The following is a 24866-nucleotide window of genomic DNA, read 5'->3' as shown; positions in this document are numbered from 1 at the left end:
ATGAGAAATATTATGCTTGTAATTGAATATGACGGAACAAATTACTGGGGATGGCAGAGCCAGGAGAATTTCCCCTCGATACAGGAGGAAATTGAGAAAACTATCAAAAAAGTAACGGGAGAGAAGGTTGTTCTATACGGATCAGGCAGGACTGATGCCAAAGTTCATGCCCTTGGGCATGTAGCAAATTTTCAGACAGAATCTACCATACCTGGTGAAAGATTCAAGTATGCACTCAATCTTAAACTTCCGGATGATATTAGAATCATAAGCTCTCAGGAAGTACCTATTGATTTTCATGCAAGGTACAGCGCCACTCACAAGAGATATGTCTACAAAATATATAATGGCGAACCTGAAAGGCCTTTATTAAGAAATCATACCTGCCATGTAAGATATCCACTGGATATTAAACCAATGAAGGAAGCAGCTGAGTTTTTTATTGGAACCCACGACTTCAAGTCATTCAGAGGAAGAAAGACTTCCATAAAATCATCTGTAAGAACAATTCATTCACTAGATATCAAAAGGAATGGCGATATAATTGAGATTACAGTAGAGGGCAACAGTTTTCTTCGCAATATGGTTAGAATAATTGTCGGTACATTGATTGAAGTTGGTGCAGGTAAAAGAAACAAGTATGAAATACCGGAGATTATTGAAAAAAGAGAACGAAAGTCTGCTGGAAGAACGGCACCAGCTCAGGGACTATTTTTAGAAAAAGTATTCTACAAGTAAAATCAGCCTTGACATTGATTATCACTTGTATTAGAATATATAAGAGTGTTTAATGAGAAGTCCGGAAACTTTTTAGTAGACACCTTAAAACGAATGTTGTTGTAAGGAGGGAAATAGATGAAAAGTTTTATGGCAAAAGCCAATGAAGTCGAAAGAAAATGGTATATAATAGACGCAGAAGATAAAGTATTGGGAAGACTGGCCACAGAGATTGCAACTATCCTTAGAGGTAAGAACAAGCCCATCTACACACCACATGTTGATACAGGTGATTTTGTTATTGTAATAAATGCTGGTAAAGTAAGACTTACTGGAAAGAAATTGCAGCAAAAGAACTACACATACCATACAGGTTATCCAGGAGGCTTGAGACAAGTATCATACGGCGAGCTAATGGAGAAGAATCCCGAAAAGATAATAGAGCTGGCTGTTAAAGGAATGCTGCCTAAGAATAGTCTGGGAAGAAAAATGTACACAAAACTTAAGGTTTACAGAGGTACAGAGCACGGACACGAGGCGCAGAAGCCAGAAGTTTACGAAGTATAATTAATTGATGAAGGGAGGACTGTAAATGGCTGCAACACAATTTTTAGGAACAGGAAGAAGAAAGACATCCGTTGCAAGAGTAAGACTTGTAGCAGGTAATGGAAAGATTACAATCAACAAGAGAGATATCGAGGACTTTTTCAACTACGAGACACTAAGAGTAATTGCAAAAGAGCCTTTGACTATAACAGAAACAGCAGATAAATACGACGTAATCGTAAATGTTCACGGCGGTGGATTCACAGGACAAGCCGGAGCAATCAGACATGGTATTGCAAGAGCACTTCTAGAAACAGATGGAGAGCTAAGACCAATACTTAAGAAGGCGGGACATCTTACCAGAGATTCAAGAATGGTTGAGAGAAAGAAATATGGTCTCAAGAAGGCAAGAAGAAGTCCACAGTTCAGCAAGAGATAATACAGAAGCACCAGAAAAAGATCTGGTGCTTTTTTAATACTCATTTTTAACGTAATAGTAGTTTATCCCCTGTGGTCTGTGGATAATGTGGATAAAGTGGATAACTCCTCGAACGTTTGTATTGCACGCCATTTTTTAGCGGTATAGGTCGCTCTTGGCTTCCTTAAGATACTGAATTATTCTCAGATTCTGTGGACACTTTTCCTCACATAATCCACACTCTATACATTTGGAACTATCAGACTCCTTCTTAACTAGGCTTGAGTATGAATTTATGGATTCCTCCATGGTCCCATAAACATGTGCATTGTTGTAAAGCTCGAATATATTAGGTATTTCAACATTTTGCGGGCATGGAATACAGTACTTGCATCCTGTGCAATCAACCTTTGTTCTACTTCGATAGATGTCAGCTGCTTCCTTTACAATATCCATATCATCAAGAGACATTGAATTGTCATAAGAACTGATTCTGATATTTTCATCCAGCTGATCCATTGTAGACATCCCACTTAAGACAACGGATATGCCCGGGAGACTGTATAGCCAGTTTAGGGCCCACTGTACGGGCGTACGGGATGTTTTAGCCTTGTTCCATACCTGGAGCACATCGTCGGGAGAGTTTGCCAGCTTACCGCCTTTCAGAGGCTCCATGACAACCACATCAATTCCTTTATTTCTTGCATACTCAAGCCCTGAAAGGCCAGCTTGATAATCAACATCCATATAGTTAAGCTGGATCTGACAGAACTCCCAAGGATAATAATCGATTATTTCCTTAAAAACGGGCAGTTCGTCATGAAATGAAAACCCGATGTGCTTAATTTTTCCCTCTTTTTTTGCCTGATTAACAAATTTTTCAAATTCAAGAGATTTTATTTTTTTGAAGCTATCCATATTTAAGGCATGAAAAAGGTAAAAATCGACATAGTTTGTCTTTAAATTAACCAGTTGTTCATCCAGATATCTCATAAAATCATCGTGATTCTCCATTAACCAAACAGGAGATTTTGTTGCCAGATGGTAATCCTCCCTCCGAATTCCTTCCAGTGCATATCCAAGAAAAGCCTCAGATTCTCCACCATGGTAAGGATAAGCTGTATCAAAATAATTAATTCCCTTATCAAAAGCGTGTCTTACCATTAGAGTAGCTTTGTCCACGTCGATTCTTGAATTGTCATCCTCAAGAACCGGAAACCGCATACAACCCAGCCCTAATAGTGAAACATTTAACTTGTCTCTAGTAATTTCACGGTATTGCATAAAAAATCCCCCTTATGTATAATTGAAGTATACTACTGAAATACCACGGATGTTGGTAAATTCATGTAATCCTGTGTAGTTTAACTACCATTCAGTGGGGTAGTTATAGGATAGTATACGGAAATTATACCACAAAAAACAGGAAGGAGTGATTGAATGGACGCAAAAAAAACCCCCCTATATGAGGAGCACATCAAGTTAGGGGGTAATGTCGTCGACTATGCAGGTTGGTTTCTTCCAGTGCAATACGAAGGACTTGTGCCTGAGCATGAGGCAGTAAGAAATGCAGTAGGTCTTTTCGATGTTTCACATATGGGAGAGATAACTGTCAAGGGAAAGGATGCTCTTGCCTTTGTTGATTATCTTATGACTAATGATATAACCACTATAGTTGACAACCAAGTTATTTACACATTCATGTGCCACCCAACAGGAGGCGTCGTGGATGATTTGCTTGTGTACAGATATGATGGGGAATTCTTCTATCTGGTTGTTAATGCAGCAAATATTGACAAGGACCACAAGTGGATTTTGGAGAACAAGGGAGATTTCAACGTTGAAATCGAGAACATCTCCGATTCAGTAGGTGAGGTTGCAATTCAGGGGCCAATGGCGGAAAAGGTTCTTCAGAAGCTTACTGAGTATGACCTTTCACAGATTAAATTCTTCCATCTTAAGAGAGACATCGAAGTAGCAGGAGTGAACTGTATGGTATCAAGAACCGGCTATACCGGAGAAGATGGTTTTGAGGTTTATGCCGACAATGAGGGTATCGTAAAAGTATGGAATGCAATTCTTGAAGCTGGTAAGGATGAAGGAATAAAGCCAACAGGACTTGGCTGCAGAGATACATTGAGATTTGAAGCATCGCTTCCATTGTATGGACATGAGATGGATGACGAAATCACTCCTCTTGAGGCTGGATTCAAATACTTTGTTAAGCTTGACAAGAAATCTGATTTTATAGGCAAGGAAGCATTGAATAAAATGTGGAGCGAAGGTCTGGAAAGAAAGCTTGCAGGAATTGAGCTTCTTGACCGAGGAATTGCTAGAGAAGGATATGAAGTATACAAGGATGGCGAAAAGATTGGCCATGTAACAACTGGATACAAGAGTCCTACGCTAGACAAGGTAATAGGTAATGCTCTTATCAAGACAGAGTTCACAGATTTGGGAACAGAGGTTGATGTAAAGATCAGAAATAAATTTGCTAAAGCAAAAGTTATAAGCAAGAAATTTCTTAAAAAATAAATTTTAGGGGGTAATTAAATGAAAGTAGCAAAAGGATTATTTTACACAAAGGATCATGAGTGGGTTAAGGTTGACGGAGAAATGGCGCTAATAGGTATTTCAGATTATGCACAGCATCATCTAGGAGACATAGTATATGTTGAGCTTCCTGATGTAGATGACGAATTCGAAAAAGGTGAAGACTTTGCAGCAGTTGAGTCAGTAAAAGCAGCTTCTGATGTATATATGCCTGTCGGAGGGAAAGTAGTTGCCATAAATGAGGAGCTTATGGATGATCCTGCATTACTTAACACTGATGCATTTGAGAACTGGTTGATAAAAGTTGAGTTAGTTGATAAGGCAGAAATTGAAGAATTAATGAATGATGAGGATTACGAAAAGTTTTTAGCTGAGGAGGAATAAGATGCATCCATATATTGCTAATACACCTGAAGATATCCAGGAGATGCTCAAAGCAATAGGTCTTGAAAGCATAGACCAGTTATTTGACGACATACCAAAGAATATCAAACTAGGGAGAGAGCTTGATCTTCCCAAGTCAAAGAGTGAGCTTGAGGTAACATCATATCTGAAGAAACTGGCAGATAAGAACTGTTCCATGAGTGATTTAACAAGCTTCCTGGGAGCAGGTGCATACGACCATTATATACCATCAATAGTAAACCATATAATATCAAGAAGTGAGTTCTATACCTCATATACACCATATCAACCTGAAATCAGTCAGGGAACATTGCAGTATATATTTGAATTCCAGACATTGATTGCAGACCTTACAGGTATGGACTCTGCTAATGCATCCCTTTATGACGGAGGAACTGCAGTTGTAGAGGCAGCGCTTATGTCAGCTGCATATTCAAAAAAAGACGAAATAGTAATATCCAAGTCAGTTAAGCCTGACGCAAGAAAAATCCTTCACACATATGCACACGTTCAGAACCTGAAGGTGATAGAGATTGATGTGAAAGATGGAGTAACTGATATGGAGGCTTTGGAAGGTGTTGTCAATGACAATACTGCGGCAGTTATAGTACAAAGCCCTAACTTCTTCGGAATAATCGAAGACTTGGAATCAATCGGAAAAATTGCTCACAAAGGCAAGAAGACTACATTTGTAGCTTCTGTTGATCCAATATCACTGGGAATTCTTAAGAAGCCAGGAGATATGGGTGTTGATGTAGTTGTTGGAGAAGGCCAGTCTCTAGGAATACCTGTAAGCTTTGGTGGACCTTACCTAGGATTTATGGCAATCAGAAATGAATATATCAGAAAGTTACCTGGAAGAATTGTAGGACAGACAGAAGACCTTGATGGCAAGAGATCATTTGTATTGACTCTTACAGCCAGAGAGCAGCACATAAGAAGAGAGAAGGCGACTTCAAACATCTGTTCCAATCAAGGACTCAACTCATTGGCAGCTGCTGTATACATGGTTACAATGGGCAAGCAAGGTCTTAGGGAGGTTGCTATGCAATCAACCAAGAAAGCTCACTACGCTTATGAGCAGCTGACTAAATCAGGTAAATTCAAGCCGGTATTTGATAAGCCTTTCTTCAAAGAGTTTGTATTGACATCAGATATTGCACCTGAGAAGATAAATGAAGAGCTTAGAAAAGAGAATATCATCGGAGGCTATGGTCTAGGCGAAGAATATCCCCAATTTGAAAATAGCATCCTTTATGCAGTGACAGAAAAGAGAACGAAAGATGAAATAGATAAACTGACCAGCGTAATGGAGGGGATATAATGAGAAACTATGATAAACTAATCTTTGAACTTTCCAAACCTGGTAGAAAGGCATATATGTTACCTGCCAATGATGTGGAGGATGTTTCTTTAGATAGCCTGATACCAGGGGATTTTTTAAATGACAAGGAACTTGATCTGCCTGAAGTATCAGAGGTAGATATTATTAGACACTATACAAACCTATCGAACAAGAACTATGGAGTTGATACAGGGTTCTATCCTCTTGGTTCATGTACAATGAAGTACAATCCAAAGATAAATGAGGATGTAGCAAGATATGATGGTTTTGCAAATCTACATCCACTACAGCCAGCGGACTGCATCCAGGGTTCACTGCAGTTGCTTCATGAATTGGAAGAAAGCCTTTCAGAAATTGCAGGAATGGATAGAACAACACTTCAGCCAGCTGCCGGTGCACATGGTGAGCTTACTGGAGTTATGATAATAAAAGCATACCATGAGAAAAGAGGGGAAGCTCATAGAAACAAGATTATTGTTCCTGACTCAGCACATGGTACTAACCCTGCGACTGCAGGAATGGCCGGATACAAGATAGTTGAAATCAAATCAACAAAGGATGGACTTGTTGATCTTGATGCATTGAGAGCAGCAGTTGGAGATGATACAGCAGGGCTTATGCTTACAAATCCAAATACCCTGGGAATATTTGACAAAGGAATTCTTGAAATTGCATCAATAGTCCACGAGGCAGGAGGCCTTCTATATTACGATGGAGCCAATGCCAACGCTATAATGGGATATGCAAGACCAGGAGACATGGGATTTGACGTGGTTCACTTCAATCTTCACAAGACATTCTCAACACCACACGGTGGAGGGGGTCCAGGATCAGGACCAGTAGGAGTTAAGAAGGAACTGGTTCCATTCCTGCCTGTACCAATGGTTGAGAAGAAGGATGACGAGTATTTCCTTGACTATGACTATCCGGATACAATCGGAAAAGTGAAGGACTTCTACGGACATTTCGGTATCCTTGTAAGAGCCTACACTTATATATTGACAATGGGATCAAATGGATTAAAGAGTGCTTCAGAGATGGCTGTATTAAACGCAAATTATATTTGCAGTCAGTTGAAGGATTACTATTATCTTCCAATTGATACAATCTATAAGCATGAATTTGTATTTGGTGGTTTGAAGGACACATTAAGCGAGGTTACAACACTGGATATTGCCAAGAGACTACTTGACCTTGGATATCATCCACCAACAATCTACTTCCCATTGATCATCAACGAAGCATTGATGATCGAGCCAACTGAGACAGAAAGCAAGGAAACTCTTGATGAATTTATTCAGGCAATGATTCAGATTGCCAAGGAAGCGGAATCTGACCCAGCAATATTGAAGTCAGCTCCAAACAGAACAATTGTAAGAAGACCAAATGAAGTCAAGGCGGCACGTGACATCAATGTAAAATACGAAGGGTAGGTGTATTGCTTGACTAAGAGAATAGCTATTATCGGTGCAGGACCGGGTGGCTATGTTGCAGCTATTAAAGCTGCACAACTTGAGGCAGAGGTTATTCTTATAGAGAATAGAGAAATAGGGGGTACATGCCTTAACAGGGGGTGTATCCCCACTAAAACTTATTTCAGAAACGCTGAAATAATGTCCTCGCTCAAGAGAGCAGATGAATTCGGTATAAAAGTAGAAGGGTATAGTCTTGATGGCAAAGCACTTTTGGAAAGAAAGAACAAAGTGGTAAATGACCTTGTAACTGGAATCGAGAAGCTAATATCGTCCTACAAGAATATCGAGTTTGTACCAGGGAAAGCATCCTTGAAAGACAGTAAGACATTAACAGTTGAGCTTCTTGAAGGCGGAACTAGAGAAATAGAAGCTGACAACATTATTATAGCAACAGGATCCTATCCACAGATGACGGAGACAAAGGGAGTGGATTTACCAGGTGTTATCACATCAGATGACATTCTGGAACTGAACCATATTCCAGAGACTCTAATTGTAGTGGGTGGAGGAGTAATCGGACTTGAGTTTGCAAGCATCTATCAGGAGCTTGGCTCTCATGTAATACTTCTTGCTTCAAGAATACTCAAGGACGGTGACAAGGAAATCGGCAAGAGACTTCTTCCTACGATTAAAAAGCAGGGTATTGAGACCTATGTTAATATCCGTGCGAAAGAAATTTCCAAGGAAGGCGACAAGCTGAAAGTACTTGCAAAATACAAGGAAAAAGAAGAAGAAATTGAAGTCGTTGGTGACTATGTACTGATAGCATCAGGAAGAGGGCCGCTTGTAGAAGGACTGGGTCTTGATAATGTTGGTGTGGATTACTCAAAGAGAGGGATTCAGGTTGACGACAATTACGAGACTACAGTGCCTGGAATCTATGCAATCGGTGATGTAAACTCAAAAGGCATTCAGCTGGCTCATGTTGCTTCAGCACAAGGTGAATATGTCGTGGAGAAGGTAATGGGTCACGAGCCTGATATAAATCTGGAACATTGGCCGTCATGTGTCTTTACAATGACTGAAGTAGCCCAGGTAGGCTACACTGAGGAGCAGCTCAAAGAAAAAGAAATAGACTATAGGTCAAGTAAATTTATGTTCTCCGCAAATGGGAAAGCACTTGCGCTGGGTGAGCCAGAAGGAATCATCAAAATTCTTGCTTCAAACGGGGATAACAGGATTCTTGGTGTTCACATACTTGGGCCGCATGCCAACGACCTTATCCATGAGGGGGCACTGGCAATATCCAACGGAATGGACGTAGCTGCAATTAAAAGAACCATACATGCACATCCAACTCTTTCAGAAGCATTTTTTGAAGCGACATTGGGACTTGACGAAGCAGCAATTCACATTGCACCTAAGAGAAAAAGAAGAGGATAATTTGGGCAACGGGGCAACCCGTTGCTTGATTTTATCTAGGAGGAGTTATATGAGCACAGGAAGAAAATCCTTGATTGGATTGAGCTTAATTGTATTTTTGGTTTTAGGATTTATGGTTTCAGGAAATCCTGAGGGAGTTTTATTGGACCAATTAATAATGGATTTAGTACACGGAAATAATAATATTCTTGTTATAAGGATAATGGAAGTAATATCATTTCTTGGTTCCGAAGTTTTTCTGTTTCCTGTAATGGGTACTGCGATAGCTTATTTTACGATAAAAAAGAGATATTATATTGCAACGCTACTATTGGTGTCATCACTTGGCAGTTTTATTGTGAACCATATACTTAAACAGATTTTTCAACGCCCACGACCATTTGAGTATTTTTTGGTGGAGCAAGGGGGATTAAGTTATCCCAGCGGACATTCAATGGTTTCAATGACAATGCTGCTTACCATAGCATATCTCCTAATCAGAAAGACTGTGGACAAAAAACAGAAAAGCAGAATCTGGACAGCGGCTTTGATTTACATTTTTTTGATGGGAGTAAGTAGGGTTTTTCTAGGAGTGCATTGGCCATCCGACATAATCGGAGGCTATGCTGCAGGATATGTATTTTTCGAAGCCTATATTCCATTTGTAAACAAAAAGCTATTAAAAAGAGATTCCGCTTAAGCTTGATGGAATCTCTTTTTATGAATCTATATTTTGTTGATGCCTTCTTCATCCAGATATTGATTTGTATACAATCTGTAATAGTATCCCTTCTTTGCCAGGAGCTCCTTGTGGGTACCATCTTCTGTAATCTCACCTTTTCTAATAACAAGAATCCTGTCTGCACTTCTTATGGTGGATAGTCTATGTGCAATAACAAAACTGGTTCTGCCTGTTAGGACCTTCGTGATTGCATTCTGTATTATTTTTTCTGTTTCAGTATCAATTGAAGAAGTCGCTTCATCCAAAACAAATAGGGATGGGTTTCTTATTATTGCCCGTGCAAATGAAATCAATTGCTTCTGACCTGTTGACAGCAGGCTCCCACCTTCACCTACCTGAGTATGATATCCATTTTCAAGCTCAATTATAAAATCATGTGCATTTACGATTCTACATGCTTCTTCGATTTCATCCTGAGTTGCATCTAACTTTCCATACCTGATATTATCCATAATTGATCCACTGAACAAATGTGGACTTTGTAATACATAGCCAAGATTGTTGTGAATCCACTGAATAGGCATTTTACGATAGTCAGTTCCATCAACGAGTATACTCCCTGAGGTAGGTTCATAGAATCTGCAGAAAAGATTTACAATTGTCGACTTTCCAGATCCTGTCTCACCTACAAGGGCAACGGTCTCACCAGGCTTTACTGAAAGGTTAAAATTCTTCAGCACTGGCTCCTGAGGCTGATATGAGAAAGTTACATTTTCAAAACGGATATTTCCCTTAATCGGTGGAAACAGGTCTGTTTTTTGATCAAAAATATTTCCAAACTTCTCAAGTACATCGCTTTCGTCCTTAATTTCTGGAGTTTCCTTTAGCAGTGAAAATACTCTCTCAGCCGATGCCTGAGCACTTTGAAATTCTGCAAATATTACAGCCATTTGTCTTATTGGCTCGAAGAATTGTGCTGTATAGGAAATAAATGCAACTAGTGTACCGTAGGTTATTATTCCCTCCATAATATATCCTGAACCATAAGAAAAAGCGAGTGCTGTACCTACACTTCCCAGTCCAATTACAAGTGGAAGATAAATTGATGAAATTATGGCTGCCTTGATGGATTGATTCTTCATTGAGCCTGTAAGATGCGAGAATTCAAAAAGATTTTTATCTTCTCTTACGAGAGTTTTTGTAGTCTTGGCGCCTTGGATATCTTCATTGAATGCACCGGTAATCTGTGAATTAATCTTTCGTATTTTCCTCTGTGCACCGAGAATCTTTTTTTGGAAAACAACACTTAAAACAGCAAGAGCAGGAACAACGGATAGGGTAATGAGGGCTAGAACCGGATTAAGAATTATCATATACACAGATATTCCAGTCATAATAGCCAGGCCCCACGCAAGATCTACGATTCCCCATGAAATTGTTTCACTCAACCTTGTTACATCAGAGGTCATTCTAGCCAATAACCAGCCCACTGCCTTGTTGTCATAGTATGCCAGTGGAAGTTCTTGAAGACGGATAAATCCGAGTCTTCTAATATCATGAGCCATTGTTGTTTCTAACCTGCCTGCCAATCTTATAAACAAGAATATCAACAGGGTCAGTGAAATTACAGCGGCAGAGTAGGCTACAATAAACCATGGGAGTCCTTCCATGGTTCCTTTCCTGACATACTCATCTATTGCATACTTGGCAAGCATTGGAAAGGTAGCATCAATAATCCCAAGAAGAACCATCAGAACAATCAATTTAACAAATCGTTTTTTATATGGCTTCAGGTAAGTATAGAAATCTCTCCATACTCCTAGACTCAATTTTTTGGTGGTATTGAAATTTGTCTCATCCATGATGATTCCTCCTAAGCTTTCATTACATCATACTCAAGTGAGGCTTGAATATCATAAATTCTTTTATATAACCCTTCCTGAAGAAGAAGCTCCTTGTGAGTTCCACGCTGAACTATGTTACCTTTATCCAGGACGATTATCATATCAGCATCTGATACTGTAGAAATTCGATGAGAGATAACAAAAGTTGTCGCCACATTCTTTCTTTTTTCGAGGGCTCTTCTTATCTCCATATCTGTTTCGGAATCCACTGCTGAAAGTGAATCGTCGAATATAACAATTGGAGTTTCGCTGATTATTGCCCTTGCGATAGCCATTCTTTGTTTTTGGCCACCTGACAGCGATACTCCACGTTCACCAACCAAGGTTTCATACTGTTTGTCAAATGACAATATATCATTGTGTATTGCTGCAACCTTGGCAGCATTAAATACTGATTTATCCTGTTTCTGGGGATCCGTAAAGCGAATATTTTCCTTGATCGACCTAGCATAGAGGAATGATTCCTGTAGAACAAGGGCGATATTACTTCTAATCCAGTGCCTGTCGATATTTTTGAGTTCTAATCCATCAATTTTTATGGATCCAGATGAATAGTCATAAAGCCGAGGCAACAGATTTACCAATGTAGTCTTGCCTGAGCCAGTTGGGCCCATTATGGCAATAGTATCGCCCTTATTCACATGAAAACTGATGTTTTGAAGCACCTGTTTACTGCCATCATAGGAAAAACATACATTTTGGAAGTCAATCTCACCAACAATCTTAGGTTCATAGCCGTTTTCTACAAGTGGTTCGACCGGGATACTTAGAATTTCACTTACTCTGTCAATGGATACAGTTGCCTTTCCCATATCCGTGAGAATCCTGCCAAGCTGACGGACTGGCCAGATCAACATGTTTACATAGCTTATGAAGGCGACGAGTACTCCTATTGTAATCCTTCCGTTTATTACCATAAAGGTACCTGCCACTATTACAACTCCAACCTGTAACATACTTAGAAAGTCAGACAATGACCAATAAATTGCCAGGTTGTCTATAAGCTTATTTACCAGCCGTCGATAAGTGGAATTGTCCTTATCAAACTTATCTAACTCAAATGATTCCCTTCCAAAGGCTTTAACCACCCTAATACCTGTAAGATTCTCCTGCAAAGTAGTTGATAATCTAGCTTCAGCTTCATCTGCATCTTTGAAATCTCTTTGAATTCTTTTAAAGAAAGCATATGCAAAACCAAATATTACAGGTACCAGAGCCATTGAGTAGATTGTCATACCAACATGTAGTGACAGCATAGACCACAGAATAAAAGCCAGCATGGACAATGAGCCAGCTACTTCGACAAGCTGTATTCCCAAAAACCGTTTTATGGTTTCAACATCTGATGTGCATCGCTGAATAAGGTCTCCTGTGTCTGTTTTTACATGGTAACTGTATGGAAGCTTTTGAATATGGTCGTAGAGTTTATTTCTAAGGTTCATTGAGATATTTTCAGATCCCTCAGCTGACAAATAACCTTTGAAATAAAGGAAAATACCTCGTAAAGCTGTATTCAATACAATAACAAGACCAATAATCCACAAACTCCTTCGCAACAGCTCAGTTCCTCCAAGTGCATTTACTAATATATTGGCGAGACCATTTGTGATTGGTTCACTTCCGATTACAGAGTCTATTGCTGTGCTTAGTATAATAGGTCCTGCAGCATAAAAAAGCTGGGAAATTGTAATTGTAAGCATCGCAAGAATAAATATTATTCTGTACCCTTTGAGAAAGGGATATAGTTTTATAAACTGTTTCATAGTTTTCCTCCAAAAAAAAGCCATAGGTCAAAAACCTATGGCTCAAGTATCATTTCATGTTTTTAAAAATCATAGGCGAGCACCTATAATGGACAGGTCAAAAAAATCAGTCCAGGGTATAGGCCATAGTATTCTCTGCAATTAGTTAAATTATTTTTTGTTGATCCATTAATCAATATCATTATCATGGCCTCCCTTCTTAGATTTTACCTACTAGTATATTTTATAACAAAGCGTTGAAATGTCAACATTTATTTTTAGTGCTATTTTAGCTCTTCTTCAAGATTATTTAGATCTAGAATTTTAATCCTATTTTTGTAAAAATCTATAAGCCCTTCCTCACGCATCTTCATAAGCTCTCTGGAAAGTGAGGGTCTTGGGATGTTGAGCAGCTCTGCCATTTTTTTTCTGCTGTAGGGTAGAAGAAGATATTGAGATTTCTGCCTTCCAAGCTCCAGGAGTAGTATATTGACAATTTTCTTTCGAGTGCTATCCAAGGAAAGACTTGTAATTCTATCATTTAGCATATGAATTCTTCTGGAAAGCACACCTGCAAAATTTTCAAGAACCTTTGGATGTCTGCTGAGCATCTGTATAAGCTCGAATCTTGGGATGTTCATAATACAGCTTTGTGAGCTTGATACAACTGTTGCAGGATACTCCTTAACATCTGAAAAAACAAGTGATTCAGCAAATATATTTCCAGATTTAAAATGGCTGATTGTAACGATCTTGCCTGATGAGAAAGGCTTGTGTATTTCAACATCTCCGGACAGTATAATTGAAAGACTGCTGCAAGGATCGCCTTCTATTGCAATTATGTCCCCATCATCGTAGCATCTTATGGAGTAGTTTATACCATCCATTAATGATGCTATCTCTTCTATAGCAATATCATTGAAAAGTATGCATTTTGATAGCGCATCCATTGAATAACTCAAATTTACATCACCCCAATTTAGTAGACAAATTTTATATACCCGAAATAAAAAAAGTAACTCAAAAATCAATAATTGCGTTATCCTTGTAAAGTTAGGGGTATAAACCTACAAGGTGTATATAACGAAATAGAATAAAAAAGGAGCATCGCTAATGAAGGATATTCTGTTGGTCAATAAAATCAATCACAAGGATTACAGCAGTGAAAAGCAAAAGGTGTTTTTCCAAATTGGAGGAATACATATTCCAAGGGTGGAAGGAAGGCTCATGGAACTAATAGGTAGCAACAGACTGATTGATGAGAAAGATGTTGTTTACAAGTACAACGGATTTGAAGTGAATATTCTGACCCAGTCAATACCGATACTTGTAAAGATTTTAGCGGAGAACAACATACCAATTTTTGGTGTATATGCCATTTACATTCCTAGGCTGTAACTGACAAAGAGCTTTTTTGCTTAAAAAGTGGAATGATTACAAATAATTTAGTCTGTGATTATATTAAGAAAATATGGGTATTTATGAGAAGCGAGATTAAATAAACTATGGAGGGATTATTATGAGTGAAAAATTAATTAATGCATTGAATGACCAGTACAACTTTGAAATGCTGTCAGGGTATTATTACCTGGCGATGGCATCCTACTTTGATTCAGAAAACATGAGAGGCATGTCACATTTTATGGTAGAGCAGGCTAAGGAAGAATATGAGCATGCAATGAAGTTCTATGGCTTCATAAACGATATGGATGGAAGAGTTACAATGCAGGCAATTCCTGAACCAAAGAACGATTATGGTTCATTCCTTGAGGTTTTTGAAACAGCACTTGAGCATGAAAAGAAGGTAACAGGAAGAATATATGATCTTTTGAAGTTGGCTGAAGAGGAGAAGAATTACCCAACGGTACAATTCCTGCAGTGGTTTGTTGCAGAGCAGGTTGAAGAAGAGAATACTATGAAGGATATACTGTTCAAGCTTGAGAGAGTACAAAACCAATTCCATGGTCTGATGATGGTGGACAGAGAGTTAGGTGCAAGATAAGTAAAAAATGGAAGGCACGGTTGGACCGTGTCTTTTTTTTGAATTGGATAGATATTTTCTTGACAAGTATATCCAAGTATTCTAATATATAAATATACAGAAGCAGGAGGGGTCAAATGAAATTTGATAGAGCAGTGTTGGAAGAAAAAGCGGCTATCCTTAAATTGATATCCCATCCAATAAGACTATGCATACTCAGGGGATTGTCTGAAGAAGGAGAAAACAATGTTTCATACATTCAGGGATGTCTTGATGTACCACAATCCACATTGTCACAACATTTGGCAAAGTTAAGACTTTCTGGGGTTGTAAAGGATGAGAGAAGGGGAACAGAAGTTTATTATTCCCTGGCAGACGATGAAGTTAGAAGAATTATCAACTTGTTATTTAAATCAGAGGAGGAATAGAATTGGGTAAAAAAGTATTGATTGTTGGTGGAGTAGCCGGAGGAGCTACTGCATTGACACGACTTAGAAGATTGGATGAAAAAGCAGAAATCATAATGTTTGAAAGAGGAGAGTACATTTCCTTTGCAAATTGTGGACTACCTTACTATATAGGTGGGACCATTGAGGAAAGAGATGCTTTGATAGTAAATACACCTGAAGCACTTATGAAAAAATATAATGTAGATATCAGGAACTTCTCTGAAGTAACTGATATTGACAGGGAAGCCAAGGCTGTTAAGGTAAAGAACAGCAAAACTGGCGAAGAATACACAGAGAGCTATGACTATCTTATTCTATCGACAGGATCCAGTCCAATAAAGCCACCTATACCAGGAATAGATTCACCAAATATCTTTAGTTTATGGAATATTCCTGATACAGATATGATTAAGAACTACGTAGACAAAGAGAAGCCAAAAAGAGCAATTGTTGTAGGTGGAGGATTTATAGGTCTTGAGATGGCTGAAAACCTACATGATCAGGGAATGGACGTATCTGTCGTTGAAATGCAGGACCAGGTTATGGCTCCAATAGATTTTGAAATGGCTCAGATTGTACATGAGCACATGAAGTCAAAGGGAGTTCATCTTCACCTTAAGGATGGGGTAAGCACCTTTGAATACAAGGATGGAGTTACAACCATTACACTTCAATCCGGAGAAAAGATTGAAGGAGACATCATTATCCTATCAATAGGAATCAGACCCAACGGTGAGCTTGCAAAGGCATCTGGACTTGAGCAGAACCAAAGAGGCGGAATAATCGTAGACAAATACATGAAGACCTCAGATGATTCCATCTATGCAATTGGTGATGTAATAGAGGTTGAGGATTATATTAACAAGGTTCAAACAATGATTCCATTGGCTGGACCTGCAAACAAGCAGGGTAGAATTGCTGCCAACAATATTCTTGGAGATTCCAAGCAGGAGTACAATGGAACTCAGGGTACAAGCATTGCGAAGATATTTGATCTTGATGTTGCAAGTACAGGAGTAAATGAAAAAACTCTTATAAGAATGGGCAAAGAATACAAGAAGGACTATGATATAGCTTTCATCCATCAGAATTCACATGCAGGATACTATCCTGGAGCACTTCCAATGACCATGAAGATGTTGTTTGATATGGAAGGCAAAGTTCTAGGATCCCAAATTGTAGGTTATGCTGGAGTTGACAAGAGAATTGATGTTCTTGCAACTGCAATCAGATTCGGCGGAAAAGTGGAGAATCTGATCGACCTTGAACTGGCATATGCACCACCTTATGGATCAGCTAAGGATCCAGTTAATATGATTGGATTTGTTGCAGATAACATTATGAATGGAATGACTGAGCAGGTTCTATGGAGAGAACTTGATGATCTTGACAAGGATGAGTATAAGATTCTGGACATCAGGGAAGATGTTGAAATGGAGCTAGGAACAATAGAAGGCTCAACTCATATTCCACTGAATGAACTGAGGAGCAGACTTGACGAGTTGGACAAGGAAAAGACGTATGTGGCATTCTGTGCAATTGGACTTAGAGGGTATCTGGCCGAAAGGGTTTTGAAGGATAACGGATTCAAGGCAATGAATCTTGCAGGTGGCTTCAACACTTATAAAAACATGTATATGCAAAGCGAGACTGGGTTAGACCAGGAGCCAAAGACATTCAATGAATCAGGAATGGTGGAAACAAATGTGGGAAAGCAGTAACCCCGGTAGGAGATTCAATTAAGCTTAATGCTTGTGGACTATCCTGTCCGGGGCCGATAATTCAGGTTGCAGAGAAAATGAAAACATTAAATGATGGTCAGGTGCTTGAGGTTTCTGCAACAGACCCAGGTTTCATAAGTGATATTAGGGCTTGGTGTAGAAATACCAGCAACACATTTATATGTGATGAGAAGCTTGATACAAAATGGGTTGTTGAAATTCAAAAAGGTTTATCAAGTCATGCTGTCGCAAATAAAGAGTCGGCTCCAGCAGAAGTCAAATCCAAAGAGAAGACCATGGTGGTTTTTTCAGGAGAGCTTGACAAGGCAATAGCATCATTCATAATTGCCAACGGGGCAGCTGCCATGGGGAACAACGTTACAATGTTCTTCACTTTCTGGGGGCTGAATGTCCTTAGAAAACCTGAACCTGTAAGTGTTAAAAAGGATTTCATGGCAACAATGTTCTCAAAGATGATGCCAAGAGGAAGTAAAAAGCTTGGACTATCTAAGATGAACATGGCAGGTATGGGTCCTAAGATGATCAGAAAAGTAATGGCTGACAAGAATATTTCATCTCTTGAAGAGCTTATAAAGACAGGAATGAATTCTGGTATCAGAATGGTAGCCTGCCAAATGTCAATGGATGTAATGGGAATAACCCAGGAAGAACTGATTGAAGGAGTTGAAATCGGTGGGGTCGCAACTTATCTGGATGCTGCTGACGACTCAAATGTAAATTTGTTCATCTAGTAATTTATTAGTGGAGGCAGTCCCTTGAGGACTGTCTTTTTTTTATGTAAAATCATTTTGATTCCAATACTATTCAGGAATCAAAAAAATTCTTAAAAAAGTGTGAAGAGCATAACTTATTGGGTATAATAGATTTTGAGTCTGGTAAATAGATGTAATACTATAGACTTAAACAGGTATATCCTGTATAATGTAAATTGTAATGATTTCAATTTTAGCAGTGGAATCATGTTCAACAAAGACAAAAAAAGGAGGAATTTCAATGAACGCTATGACACAAGACAACTTAAGGTCAGCTTTTGGTGGAGAGAGCCAGGCGCATATGAGATACAGAATATGGGCTGATAAAGCTACAAAGGATGGATTTCCAGTGGTAGCCAGATTGTTTATGGCAACATCAGATGCCGAGCAAGTGCATGCTACACTACACTTCAAGGCACTTAGAGATGTTGAAGGAGCTTTTTCAGTAGTATCAGGAGGAGAATTTGGACTTGGATCAACATCACAGAACCTTGCAGGTGGAATTGAGGGTGAAATGCATGAAGTAACTCAAATGTACCCAGCTTACATACAGGTAGCAGAGATGCAGGGAGAAAAAGAGGCAATCAATGCAATGAGATATGCGGTTGCAGCTGAGCAGGTTCATGCTGATTGTTATACATTAGCAAAAAGATTTGTTGATGGAGGAAAGGATCTTGAGGCAAAAGTAATAGAAATGTGTCCAGTATGCGGGTATATTACTCTTACTGGCGAAGAGGATATTTGTCCAATTTGCAACGCTAAAAGATCAGTATTTGTAGCATATTAATAAGGACGCCTACGGGCGTCCTATTGTTGTATAAAAGGCAGGGAGATATAGTTATGATTATTGAAACTTTGGTGATAAGTATAATAGTGGGGAAGTTAAGAGGTGGAAAACTAACAAATCTGGCAGATATATCTCTTTTAAAATGGGGATTTATTCCTGCTGCTTTCTTTTTATCATACATATCGATCTATCTCATAACTCAGGGAAATGTGATTCTTATGGAAAACTTTACAATTATTCAATTAACTTCCAATTCTCTTCTTCTATTGACATTGTACTTTAACAGAAAGACCAAGCCTTTTAAACTTGTATCAATTGGTATCCTATCAAATATTATTCCTATGACATTTAACGGAGGCAGAATGCCTGTAAGTCGATGGGCTCTAGAGAAGGCGGGACTTTTGGAAGAACTCTCACTTATTGCAGATAACCGAATTGTAACCCACACAATAATTGACTCAGATACTGAGTTTGTATTTCTTTCAGATATTATTCCTCTAATATACAAAGCCATAAGCATAGGAGATATCTTTATAGCTTTAGGGATATTTCTGATAATTCAGAACTATATGACTTCTACTGAGCCGTTGCAGAGAAATTGATTTAGATGTAAAATAAAGACGAAGACAAATGGGAAAGGGACTTATTATGAAAAAGTGGATTGTTGTTACAGTGTTGCTAATCTCAATTATTATTGCAGTATCTGGCATGAGCATGCAAATTGGAGAGGGTATGGGTAAAGTTGGTAGCGAAAGCGACCATAGTGAAAACGTTTCCATGGAGGATAGCTTAGAAATTGATGACCCTTGTAAATCAAAAGAATTACAAGCTGAGCAACTGTATTCAAACCAGAACAACACATTGAAAATATTGGCAGTAGGAGATTTGATGTTTCATATGCCCCAGGTAAACTCCGCGAGAACAATAAATGGAACCTATGACTTTACGCCTCCTTTTATTTACATTAAGGATTATGTTCTGAACGCTGATTTGGCAATTGCAAATCTAGAGACTGTAATAGCTGGTGATGAAATGGGATTTAGTGGATATCCAAGATTCAATAGTCCCGTGGCTGTTCTGGATGCAATAGTAGAAACCGGATTTGACATTCTGGTAACATCAAATAATCATGGTCTTGATAAAGGCAAAGTCGGAATAGAAAAAACCATAATGAATATAACTGCAAGAGGACTGGAATACGTCGGTACAAGTTTGGATAAAAGAAGGCCTTATGTCATTAGGGAAGAAAACGGAATTAGGATAGGACTGATGTCTTACACCTACGGTCTAAACGGCTTGGATTCATTACTGACAGATGATGAGAGAGATCGAATGATAAATCTGATTGATCAGGATAAAATAGCTGCTGATATACAGAAACTCAAGACTGAAAATGTTGATTTTATAATCGCATACATGCACTGGGGTAATCAGTACTACAAGAATCCATCCAAGGAACAAAAGGAGCTAGCTGGATTTCTTTCTGAAAAGGGTGTTGATCTAATACTTGGTACGCATCCCCATGTAGTACAAGAAATCGAAGAAATCAGCATTGGATCGGGCAGAACCCATGTTATCTATTCTATGGGGAATTTTCTCTCAAACCAGAGGTACGATACCATGGGAGTTTCTTCCACTGAAGATGGAGTTATTTTTGAAATTATCATTGAAAAGAATGTAATGGAACAGCAAACTGGAGTTAAGAGTATAAAAACAATACCTACCTGGATTGACAGGAGATGGAACGGAAATTCATATGACTACAGAATTCTACCTGTAGAAAGGGCACTTGAAGGTAAACTGGACATTGAAATTGATGTTGAAACTATGGATAGATTAAAAAAATCCCTTTCCAATACCATTTATAACCTGTACAATTGATAATTTATATTCAAATGTACATATATATGGGGTATAATGAATAGTAGAGACTAAACTAAAAGGCGGGGTTCTATTGCAATTCATAAATGATTTATTCATAAACATCAGAATACGAGATATTGTTGACATATTGATTGTTGCAGTTGTGTTGTATAAGCTGTACGCGTTGATAAAGGAAACCCGAGCTGAGCAGTTGTTAAAGGGCATAGGGGTTCTTTTAGTGCTGACAAAGGTTAGTGAATGGCTTGAACTATACACAATAAACTGGATATTGGCAAACGCAATGACTGTTGGAACATTGGCAATTTTGATTGTTTTTCAACCTGAACTTAGAAGAGGACTTGAATACATAGGCAGAAGCAGGTTTTTCTCAAAATCTCTAATAGAGATCAGGGGAGAGAATATATCCAAGATTGTTGATGAAATTGTTGAGGCTACGGCATCTTTGGCAAGACAAAAAATTGGAGCTCTTATTGTCCTGGAAAAGCAGACTGGTCTTAATGAAGTTGTTGAAACCGGAACAAAAATCGGGGGCAAAGTAAGTAGTGACCTTCTGATAAACATATTTATTCCAAATACACCTCTTCATGATGGTGCAGTAATAATAAAGGATGATATTATAAAAGCTGCAGCTTGTTTTTTACCTTTAACTGACAGTTCTTCTGTGAGCAAGGAACTTGGTACAAGACATCGCGCTGCACTGGGAATATCTGAAAGATCTGACAGCCTTTCAATTATAGTATCTGAAGAAACAGGAGCCATTTCCATAGCGGAAAATGGAACCATATCCAGATATCTGGATGCAAAAACACTTAAGCAGATACTTCTGGAGATGTATAAGCCAAAGAATAGTGACCAGAGTTTTTTAACAAGATGGAGGAATAAGGATGAAGATGAGAAAAAGTAATGTTACAGCAAAAGTTCTTACTCTTGTTATTGCAATTTTTTTGTGGAGCTATGTAATGAGTGAGACCAACCCTGATCAAACTCAGGAATATAGGAATATTACGGTTAACTATTCAAACACAGCTGCATTGGACCGTCAGGGGCTTGTGATAATGGAACCTGAGGAGGTTAAGATTAACGTTAGGGTTAGTGGAAAAAGATCGGACATGACAAAGTTCAGTGCATCAAGTATTTATGCTGAGGTTGATCTTAGCGGCTATAATGAGGGACAGGTAAAGATACCTGTGACGGTAGGGCTACTTGACCAATCATCCGGGATACGAGTTGTCAACCATGAGCCTAAAGAAGTACTGTTCTCTTTTGACAAGATAGTAAGCAGGGAAATTCCGGTTTCAATTGAATATCAGGGGGAATTGCCAGAAAACTATATCCAGGGTACAGTATCTTCAAGACCACAGAGCATATTGATAAGTGGTCCGAGAACTTGGATAAATGAAGTTGAAAAGGCTCAGGGAATTATCAATCTTGAAGACAAGACTGAGAGCTTTACAATATCCACACCAATAAAGATTTTAAATGGTAGTGGCGAGGAGGTCCGGGGGGTATCAAAAGATCCTGGATTCGTAGATGTTACACTACCTATTTACAGAGCTGTAGAGCTTCCTGTTGAACTTGTTACAGTTAACGAGCTTCCAGACAACTATGCCATAACTGATATTGAAATCAGTCCGGAAATGGTTGCTGTAAAAGTTGATAATACAGTTACTGGGCTCACTGAGTTAAAGACCGTGGAAATTGATATAAACTCAATGCTTGAAGCTGAGAGCATGGAAGTTGAACTCGATTTACCAGAAGGAGTAAGCTTATTAGATGAAAATCAGAAGATTACAATTGATTATATTATCAGGGAAGTCGTAACAAGTACTCTTGAGTTTTCATTCGAAGATATTGAATTAATAAATATTCCAGAAGGAATGGAAATAAACCCTGTTCTGCAGCAACAGACATTTACACTTCAACTGACGGGGTATGATGCTGAAACCGAGGAGATAACCATAGAGGATTTGAATCTGTATATGGACTTTGAGGGTTATGAGGCTGGTGAATACGAGATTGAAGTGCTATGGGAGGAAATTGAAGATATTAGTGTTGTAAGTGTAGAGCCACCTGTAGTTCTGATTAATATAACAGAAGAAGAATAATTACTATTTATTTCAAGGGGGATGCTATGGAAAGGAAATACGTATTGGCAATAAATCCGGGATCCACATCTACAAAAGTATCAGTTTTTAAGGGTCAGGATGAGATTAAGACCAAGAAGCTGGATCATATGCTTGAGGAACTAAATAAGTTCGATACAATTACCGATCAGTATGAGTACAGAATGGATATTATACTTGACTGGCTGCAGGAAGAGGAAATTCTACCAAGTCAGCTGGAGTGTGTTGTAGGTAGAGGCGGATTGTTAAAATCTATGCCTAGCGGAACTTACAAGGTAACTGAAACCATGGCAGAAGATTTGAAAATAGGAGTACAGGGACAACACGCATCAAATCTCGGAGGACTTCTAGCCAGGGGGATAGCGGATAGAGAAGAGATTCCCTCATTTATAGTTGATCCTGTAGCTGTTGATGAGTTTCATGATGTAGCAAGGATATCCGGGCAAAAAGCAATTGAAAGGAAATCACTGGTGCATGCATTGAACATAAAGGCAGTTTGTCATAGATATGCAATTGAAAACAAAACCACTGTTGATAAGCTTAATGTAATTGTAGCACATCTTGGAGGTGGGATAACTGTTTCACCAATACTAAAAGGGAAAATTGTCGATGCCAATAATGCCAATCAAATGGGTCCGTTTTCACCTGAAAGAGCTGGAGGGTTACCAGTTGGAGATGTAGTGAAGATGTGTTTCTCAGGAGAGTATACTGAGGCAGAGATGAAGAAAATGATTCAGGGCAGGGGAGGACTAATGTCCTATCTGGGCACCTTTGATGGTAGGGAAGTCATTGAAAGAATTGAATCAGGTGATGAATATGCAAAGCTTGTCTATGACGCAATGGCGTATCAGATAGGTAAAGAGATAGGGCTTTGTGGGCCTGTACTTAAAGGAGACATCCAAGGAATCATACTTACTGGAGGCCTTGCTTATTCACAATACCTGGTTGATTATATTAAAGACATGGTATCATTTATGGCTCCAGTTACGGTATATCCAGGTGAAGATGAAATGATGGCGCTTAACAAAGGAGCCAGAAGAGTACTCGATGGAGAAGAGAATTTCAAGATATACGAGGAAGAGGTGGAATAATGGCTAAGAATTTTGATAGTTTATTCAAGCTTGCCCAGGAAAGGGGACCTAAGACAATAGCTGTTGCTGTTGCTCAGGATGAAGATGTATTGGGAGCAATAAAGCTCGCTTATGAGAAAGGAATAGTTGATCCGATACTGGTAGGAGACAAGGAGAGCATTGAAAAGATTGCTGGCAAGATTTCCTTTAACCTGGATAAAATCACGATTGTTGATGAAAAGGATGGAGTTGAAGCAACTAGGATAGCTACAGCTTTGGTAAGTAGTGGAAAAGCTCAGGTCCTTATGAAGGGTTTAATTGACACATCAGTTATCATGAAGGCCGTTCTTGACAAGGAGATTGGCTTGAGAACAGACAGTGTTATAAGTCATGTTGCAGTATTTGATGTGCCGACATACCACAAGGTATTTATTGTGACGGATGCGGCCATGATAATTGCTCCGGATCTGAATCAAAAGAAGCAAATAATTGATAATGCAGTAAAGCTTGCTCATTCATTGGGTATTCCTGAACCAAAGGTTGCTGTTTTGGCGGCAAAAGAGAAGGTAAGTCCAAAAATGGAAGCGACAGTTCATGCCAAGGAATTGGCAGATATGAACAAAGCAGGGGAAATCAAGGGATGTATTGTTGATGGACCATTCGCTTTGGATAATGCAGTTAGCAAGGAATCAGCAAGAATAAAGGGAATAGACAGTGTAGTTGCTGGAGATGCTGATATTTTACTTGCACCGGATATCGAAGCAGGTAATGTTCTTTACAAGGCATTGAGTTTTTTAGCCAATGCAAAGTCTGCAGGTCTGATTGTAGGAACCAGCAAGCCAATTGTACTGACATCAAGAGCTGACAACGAGGAAGCTAAGCTTAATTCAATTGTTCTTGCCACATTAATGGCATAACAGGAGGGATGT

The 24866-nt window shown here is 38.8% G+C and carries 25 protein-coding genes; 21 read left to right on the top strand and 4 right to left on the bottom strand.

Features of this window, described 5'->3' with window-relative positions; translation table 11 throughout:
- The 3 genes from truA to rpsI all read left to right on the top strand — a co-directional run bounded on the left by truA (window position 1) and on the right by rpsI (window position 1702).
- The gene (gene truA, locus ACOEN1_RS00700; RefSeq protein WP_422484489.1) at window positions 1-738 is read left to right on the top strand and encodes a tRNA pseudouridine(38-40) synthase TruA; all 738 of its coding nucleotides are present in this window, start codon (window positions 1-3) and stop codon (window positions 736-738) included.
- A 117-nt stretch (window positions 739-855) separates the two neighbouring features.
- Window positions 856-1284 (top strand): 50S ribosomal protein L13, encoded by a 429-nt coding sequence (gene rplM, locus ACOEN1_RS00695; RefSeq protein WP_422484488.1) that lies wholly within the window; start codon window positions 856-858, stop codon window positions 1282-1284.
- A gap of 25 nt (window positions 1285-1309) precedes the next feature.
- Entirely contained in the window at window positions 1310-1702 is a 393-nt protein-coding gene (gene rpsI / locus ACOEN1_RS00690; protein ID WP_422484487.1) for a 30S ribosomal protein S9, read from the top strand.
- A 135-nt stretch (window positions 1703-1837) separates the two neighbouring features.
- Here the strand turns inward: rpsI and ACOEN1_RS00685 are convergent, their stop codons facing one another.
- Window positions 1838-2965: an aldo/keto reductase gene (locus ACOEN1_RS00685; RefSeq protein ID WP_422484486.1), complete on the bottom strand. Its 1128-nt coding sequence runs from the start codon at window positions 2963-2965 to the stop codon at window positions 1838-1840.
- A 156-nt stretch (window positions 2966-3121) separates the two neighbouring features.
- Here ACOEN1_RS00685 and gcvT point away from each other — a divergent pair, with 156 nt between their 5' ends.
- Genes gcvT through ACOEN1_RS00655 form a run of 6 tightly spaced genes read left to right on the top strand, consistent with a single transcriptional unit; the run spans window position 3122 to window position 9521 of the window.
- A complete protein-coding gene (gene gcvT / locus ACOEN1_RS00680) occupies window positions 3122-4216 on the top strand; it encodes a glycine cleavage system aminomethyltransferase GcvT (protein WP_422484485.1) in 1095 nt (364 codons plus the stop codon).
- Window positions 4217-4234: 18 nt separating this feature from the next.
- Window positions 4235-4618 (top strand): glycine cleavage system protein GcvH, encoded by a 384-nt coding sequence (gene gcvH / locus ACOEN1_RS00675; RefSeq protein ID WP_422484484.1) that lies wholly within the window; start codon window positions 4235-4237, stop codon window positions 4616-4618.
- 1 nt (window position 4619) lies between these two features.
- Window positions 4620-5963: an aminomethyl-transferring glycine dehydrogenase subunit GcvPA gene (gene gcvPA / locus ACOEN1_RS00670; RefSeq protein ID WP_422484483.1), complete on the top strand. Its 1344-nt coding sequence runs from the start codon at window positions 4620-4622 to the stop codon at window positions 5961-5963.
- Window positions 5963-7417, top strand: a complete 1455-nt coding sequence (gcvPB, locus tag ACOEN1_RS00665; protein WP_422484482.1) for an aminomethyl-transferring glycine dehydrogenase subunit GcvPB — start codon at window positions 5963-5965, stop codon at window positions 7415-7417. The genes gcvPA and gcvPB overlap by 1 nt, the downstream gene beginning before the upstream one ends.
- Before the next feature lie 9 nt (window positions 7418-7426).
- Window positions 7427-8842 carry a dihydrolipoyl dehydrogenase gene (lpdA, locus tag ACOEN1_RS00660; RefSeq protein ID WP_422484481.1) on the top strand — a complete coding sequence of 472 codons (1416 nt, stop codon included), beginning with the start codon at window positions 7427-7429 and terminating at the stop codon, window positions 8840-8842.
- A gap of 49 nt (window positions 8843-8891) precedes the next feature.
- Window positions 8892-9521 carry a phosphatase PAP2 family protein gene (locus tag ACOEN1_RS00655; protein WP_422484480.1) on the top strand — a complete coding sequence of 210 codons (630 nt, stop codon included), beginning with the start codon at window positions 8892-8894 and terminating at the stop codon, window positions 9519-9521.
- A gap of 26 nt (window positions 9522-9547) precedes the next feature.
- On the opposite strand, the gene ACOEN1_RS00650 is transcribed toward ACOEN1_RS00655, so the two are convergent.
- The 3 genes from ACOEN1_RS00650 to ACOEN1_RS00640 form a co-directional block, all read right to left on the bottom strand.
- Window positions 9548-11365, bottom strand: coding sequence for an ABC transporter ATP-binding protein (locus tag ACOEN1_RS00650; RefSeq protein ID WP_422484479.1), 1818 nt, complete (start codon window positions 11363-11365; stop codon window positions 9548-9550).
- 11 nt (window positions 11366-11376) lie between these two features.
- Complete coding sequence (locus tag ACOEN1_RS00645) at window positions 11377-13170, bottom strand: ABC transporter ATP-binding protein (protein ID WP_422484478.1); 1794 nt, start codon at window positions 13168-13170, stop codon at window positions 11377-11379.
- Between the two features lie 263 nt (window positions 13171-13433).
- The gene (locus ACOEN1_RS00640) at window positions 13434-14111 is read right to left on the bottom strand and encodes a Crp/Fnr family transcriptional regulator (RefSeq protein ID WP_422484477.1); all 678 of its coding nucleotides are present in this window, start codon (window positions 14109-14111) and stop codon (window positions 13434-13436) included.
- A 151-nt stretch (window positions 14112-14262) separates the two neighbouring features.
- Here ACOEN1_RS00640 and ACOEN1_RS00635 point away from each other — a divergent pair, with 151 nt between their 5' ends.
- The 12 genes from ACOEN1_RS00635 to ACOEN1_RS00580 all read left to right on the top strand — a co-directional run bounded on the left by ACOEN1_RS00635 (window position 14263) and on the right by ACOEN1_RS00580 (window position 24854).
- Window positions 14263-14547, top strand: coding sequence for a hypothetical protein (locus tag ACOEN1_RS00635; protein WP_422484476.1), 285 nt, complete (start codon window positions 14263-14265; stop codon window positions 14545-14547).
- 121 nt (window positions 14548-14668) lie between these two features.
- On the top strand, window positions 14669-15151 hold the full coding sequence (locus ACOEN1_RS00630) for a ferritin (protein ID WP_422484475.1): 483 nt from the start codon (window positions 14669-14671) through the stop codon (window positions 15149-15151).
- 116 nt (window positions 15152-15267) lie between these two features.
- Window positions 15268-15558: an ArsR/SmtB family transcription factor gene (locus tag ACOEN1_RS00625; protein ID WP_422484474.1), complete on the top strand. Its 291-nt coding sequence runs from the start codon at window positions 15268-15270 to the stop codon at window positions 15556-15558.
- 2 nt (window positions 15559-15560) lie between these two features.
- Window positions 15561-17300 carry an FAD-dependent oxidoreductase gene (locus ACOEN1_RS00620; RefSeq protein ID WP_422484473.1) on the top strand — a complete coding sequence of 580 codons (1740 nt, stop codon included), beginning with the start codon at window positions 15561-15563 and terminating at the stop codon, window positions 17298-17300.
- Between the two features lie 77 nt (window positions 17301-17377).
- Window positions 17378-18052, top strand: a complete 675-nt coding sequence (locus tag ACOEN1_RS00615) for a DsrE/DsrF/DrsH-like family protein (protein ID WP_422484472.1) — start codon at window positions 17378-17380, stop codon at window positions 18050-18052.
- 262 nt (window positions 18053-18314) lie between these two features.
- The gene (locus ACOEN1_RS00610) at window positions 18315-18860 is read left to right on the top strand and encodes a rubrerythrin family protein (RefSeq protein WP_422484471.1); all 546 of its coding nucleotides are present in this window, start codon (window positions 18315-18317) and stop codon (window positions 18858-18860) included.
- A gap of 53 nt (window positions 18861-18913) precedes the next feature.
- Complete coding sequence (locus tag ACOEN1_RS00605) at window positions 18914-19462, top strand: DUF5317 domain-containing protein (RefSeq protein WP_422484470.1); 549 nt, start codon at window positions 18914-18916, stop codon at window positions 19460-19462.
- A 46-nt stretch (window positions 19463-19508) separates the two neighbouring features.
- The gene (locus tag ACOEN1_RS00600) at window positions 19509-20741 is read left to right on the top strand and encodes a CapA family protein (RefSeq protein WP_422484469.1); all 1233 of its coding nucleotides are present in this window, start codon (window positions 19509-19511) and stop codon (window positions 20739-20741) included.
- Window positions 20742-20814: 73 nt separating this feature from the next.
- Window positions 20815-21648, top strand: coding sequence for a diadenylate cyclase CdaA (cdaA, locus tag ACOEN1_RS00595; protein ID WP_422484468.1), 834 nt, complete (start codon window positions 20815-20817; stop codon window positions 21646-21648).
- Window positions 21629-22849 carry a YbbR-like domain-containing protein gene (locus tag ACOEN1_RS00590; RefSeq protein ID WP_422484466.1) on the top strand — a complete coding sequence of 407 codons (1221 nt, stop codon included), beginning with the start codon at window positions 21629-21631 and terminating at the stop codon, window positions 22847-22849. Before cdaA ends, ACOEN1_RS00590 begins: the two co-directional genes overlap by 20 nt.
- A 26-nt stretch (window positions 22850-22875) precedes the next feature.
- On the top strand, window positions 22876-23958 hold the full coding sequence (gene buk, locus ACOEN1_RS00585) for a butyrate kinase (protein WP_422484465.1): 1083 nt from the start codon (window positions 22876-22878) through the stop codon (window positions 23956-23958).
- Window positions 23958-24854, top strand: a complete 897-nt coding sequence (locus tag ACOEN1_RS00580; protein WP_422484463.1) for a phosphate butyryltransferase — start codon at window positions 23958-23960, stop codon at window positions 24852-24854. The genes buk and ACOEN1_RS00580 overlap by 1 nt, the downstream gene beginning before the upstream one ends.
- Window positions 24855-24866: the final 12 nt, after the last annotated feature.

Origin of the sequence: Gudongella sp. DL1XJH-153 (assembly GCF_049310905.1) — a bacterium.
Taxonomy (GTDB): Bacteria; Bacillota; Clostridia; order Tissierellales; family Tissierellaceae; genus Gudongella.
This window is presented reverse-complemented; position numbering and strand designations above follow the sequence as displayed.

Bases quoted from the DNA above. Each gene is read 5' to 3' on its own strand.
- truA (WP_422484489.1), top strand. From the start codon at position 1: ATGAGAAATATTATGCTTGTAATTGAATATGACGGAACAAATTACTGG.
- ACOEN1_RS00635 (WP_422484476.1), top strand. From the start codon at position 14,263: ATGAAGGATATTCTGTTGGTCAATAAAATCAATCACAAGGATTACAGC.
- gcvT (WP_422484485.1), top strand. From the start codon at position 3,122: ATGGACGCAAAAAAAACCCCCCTATATGAGGAGCACATCAAGTTAGGG.
- ACOEN1_RS00580 (WP_422484463.1), top strand. From the start codon at position 23,958: ATGGCTAAGAATTTTGATAGTTTATTCAAGCTTGCCCAGGAAAGGGGA.
- ACOEN1_RS00615 (WP_422484472.1), top strand. From the start codon at position 17,378: ATGAAAACATTAAATGATGGTCAGGTGCTTGAGGTTTCTGCAACAGAC.
- ACOEN1_RS00645 (WP_422484478.1), bottom strand. From the start codon at position 13,170: ATGAAACAGTTTATAAAACTATATCCCTTTCTCAAAGGGTACAGAATA.
- gcvPB (WP_422484482.1), top strand. From the start codon at position 5,963: ATGAGAAACTATGATAAACTAATCTTTGAACTTTCCAAACCTGGTAGA.
- gcvH (WP_422484484.1), top strand. From the start codon at position 4,235: ATGAAAGTAGCAAAAGGATTATTTTACACAAAGGATCATGAGTGGGTT.
- ACOEN1_RS00655 (WP_422484480.1), top strand. From the start codon at position 8,892: ATGAGCACAGGAAGAAAATCCTTGATTGGATTGAGCTTAATTGTATTT.
- buk (WP_422484465.1), top strand. From the start codon at position 22,876: ATGGAAAGGAAATACGTATTGGCAATAAATCCGGGATCCACATCTACA.
- rplM (WP_422484488.1), top strand. From the start codon at position 856: ATGAAAAGTTTTATGGCAAAAGCCAATGAAGTCGAAAGAAAATGGTAT.
- ACOEN1_RS00610 (WP_422484471.1), top strand. From the start codon at position 18,315: ATGAACGCTATGACACAAGACAACTTAAGGTCAGCTTTTGGTGGAGAG.
- ACOEN1_RS00590 (WP_422484466.1), top strand. From the start codon at position 21,629: ATGAAGATGAGAAAAAGTAATGTTACAGCAAAAGTTCTTACTCTTGTT.
- rpsI (WP_422484487.1), top strand. From the start codon at position 1,310: ATGGCTGCAACACAATTTTTAGGAACAGGAAGAAGAAAGACATCCGTT.
- ACOEN1_RS00630 (WP_422484475.1), top strand. From the start codon at position 14,669: ATGAGTGAAAAATTAATTAATGCATTGAATGACCAGTACAACTTTGAA.
- ACOEN1_RS00625 (WP_422484474.1), top strand. From the start codon at position 15,268: ATGAAATTTGATAGAGCAGTGTTGGAAGAAAAAGCGGCTATCCTTAAA.
- ACOEN1_RS00605 (WP_422484470.1), top strand. From the start codon at position 18,914: ATGATTATTGAAACTTTGGTGATAAGTATAATAGTGGGGAAGTTAAGA.
- ACOEN1_RS00650 (WP_422484479.1), bottom strand. From the start codon at position 11,365: ATGGATGAGACAAATTTCAATACCACCAAAAAATTGAGTCTAGGAGTA.
- ACOEN1_RS00600 (WP_422484469.1), top strand. From the start codon at position 19,509: ATGAAAAAGTGGATTGTTGTTACAGTGTTGCTAATCTCAATTATTATT.
- gcvPA (WP_422484483.1), top strand. From the start codon at position 4,620: ATGCATCCATATATTGCTAATACACCTGAAGATATCCAGGAGATGCTC.
- ACOEN1_RS00685 (WP_422484486.1), bottom strand. From the start codon at position 2,965: ATGCAATACCGTGAAATTACTAGAGACAAGTTAAATGTTTCACTATTA.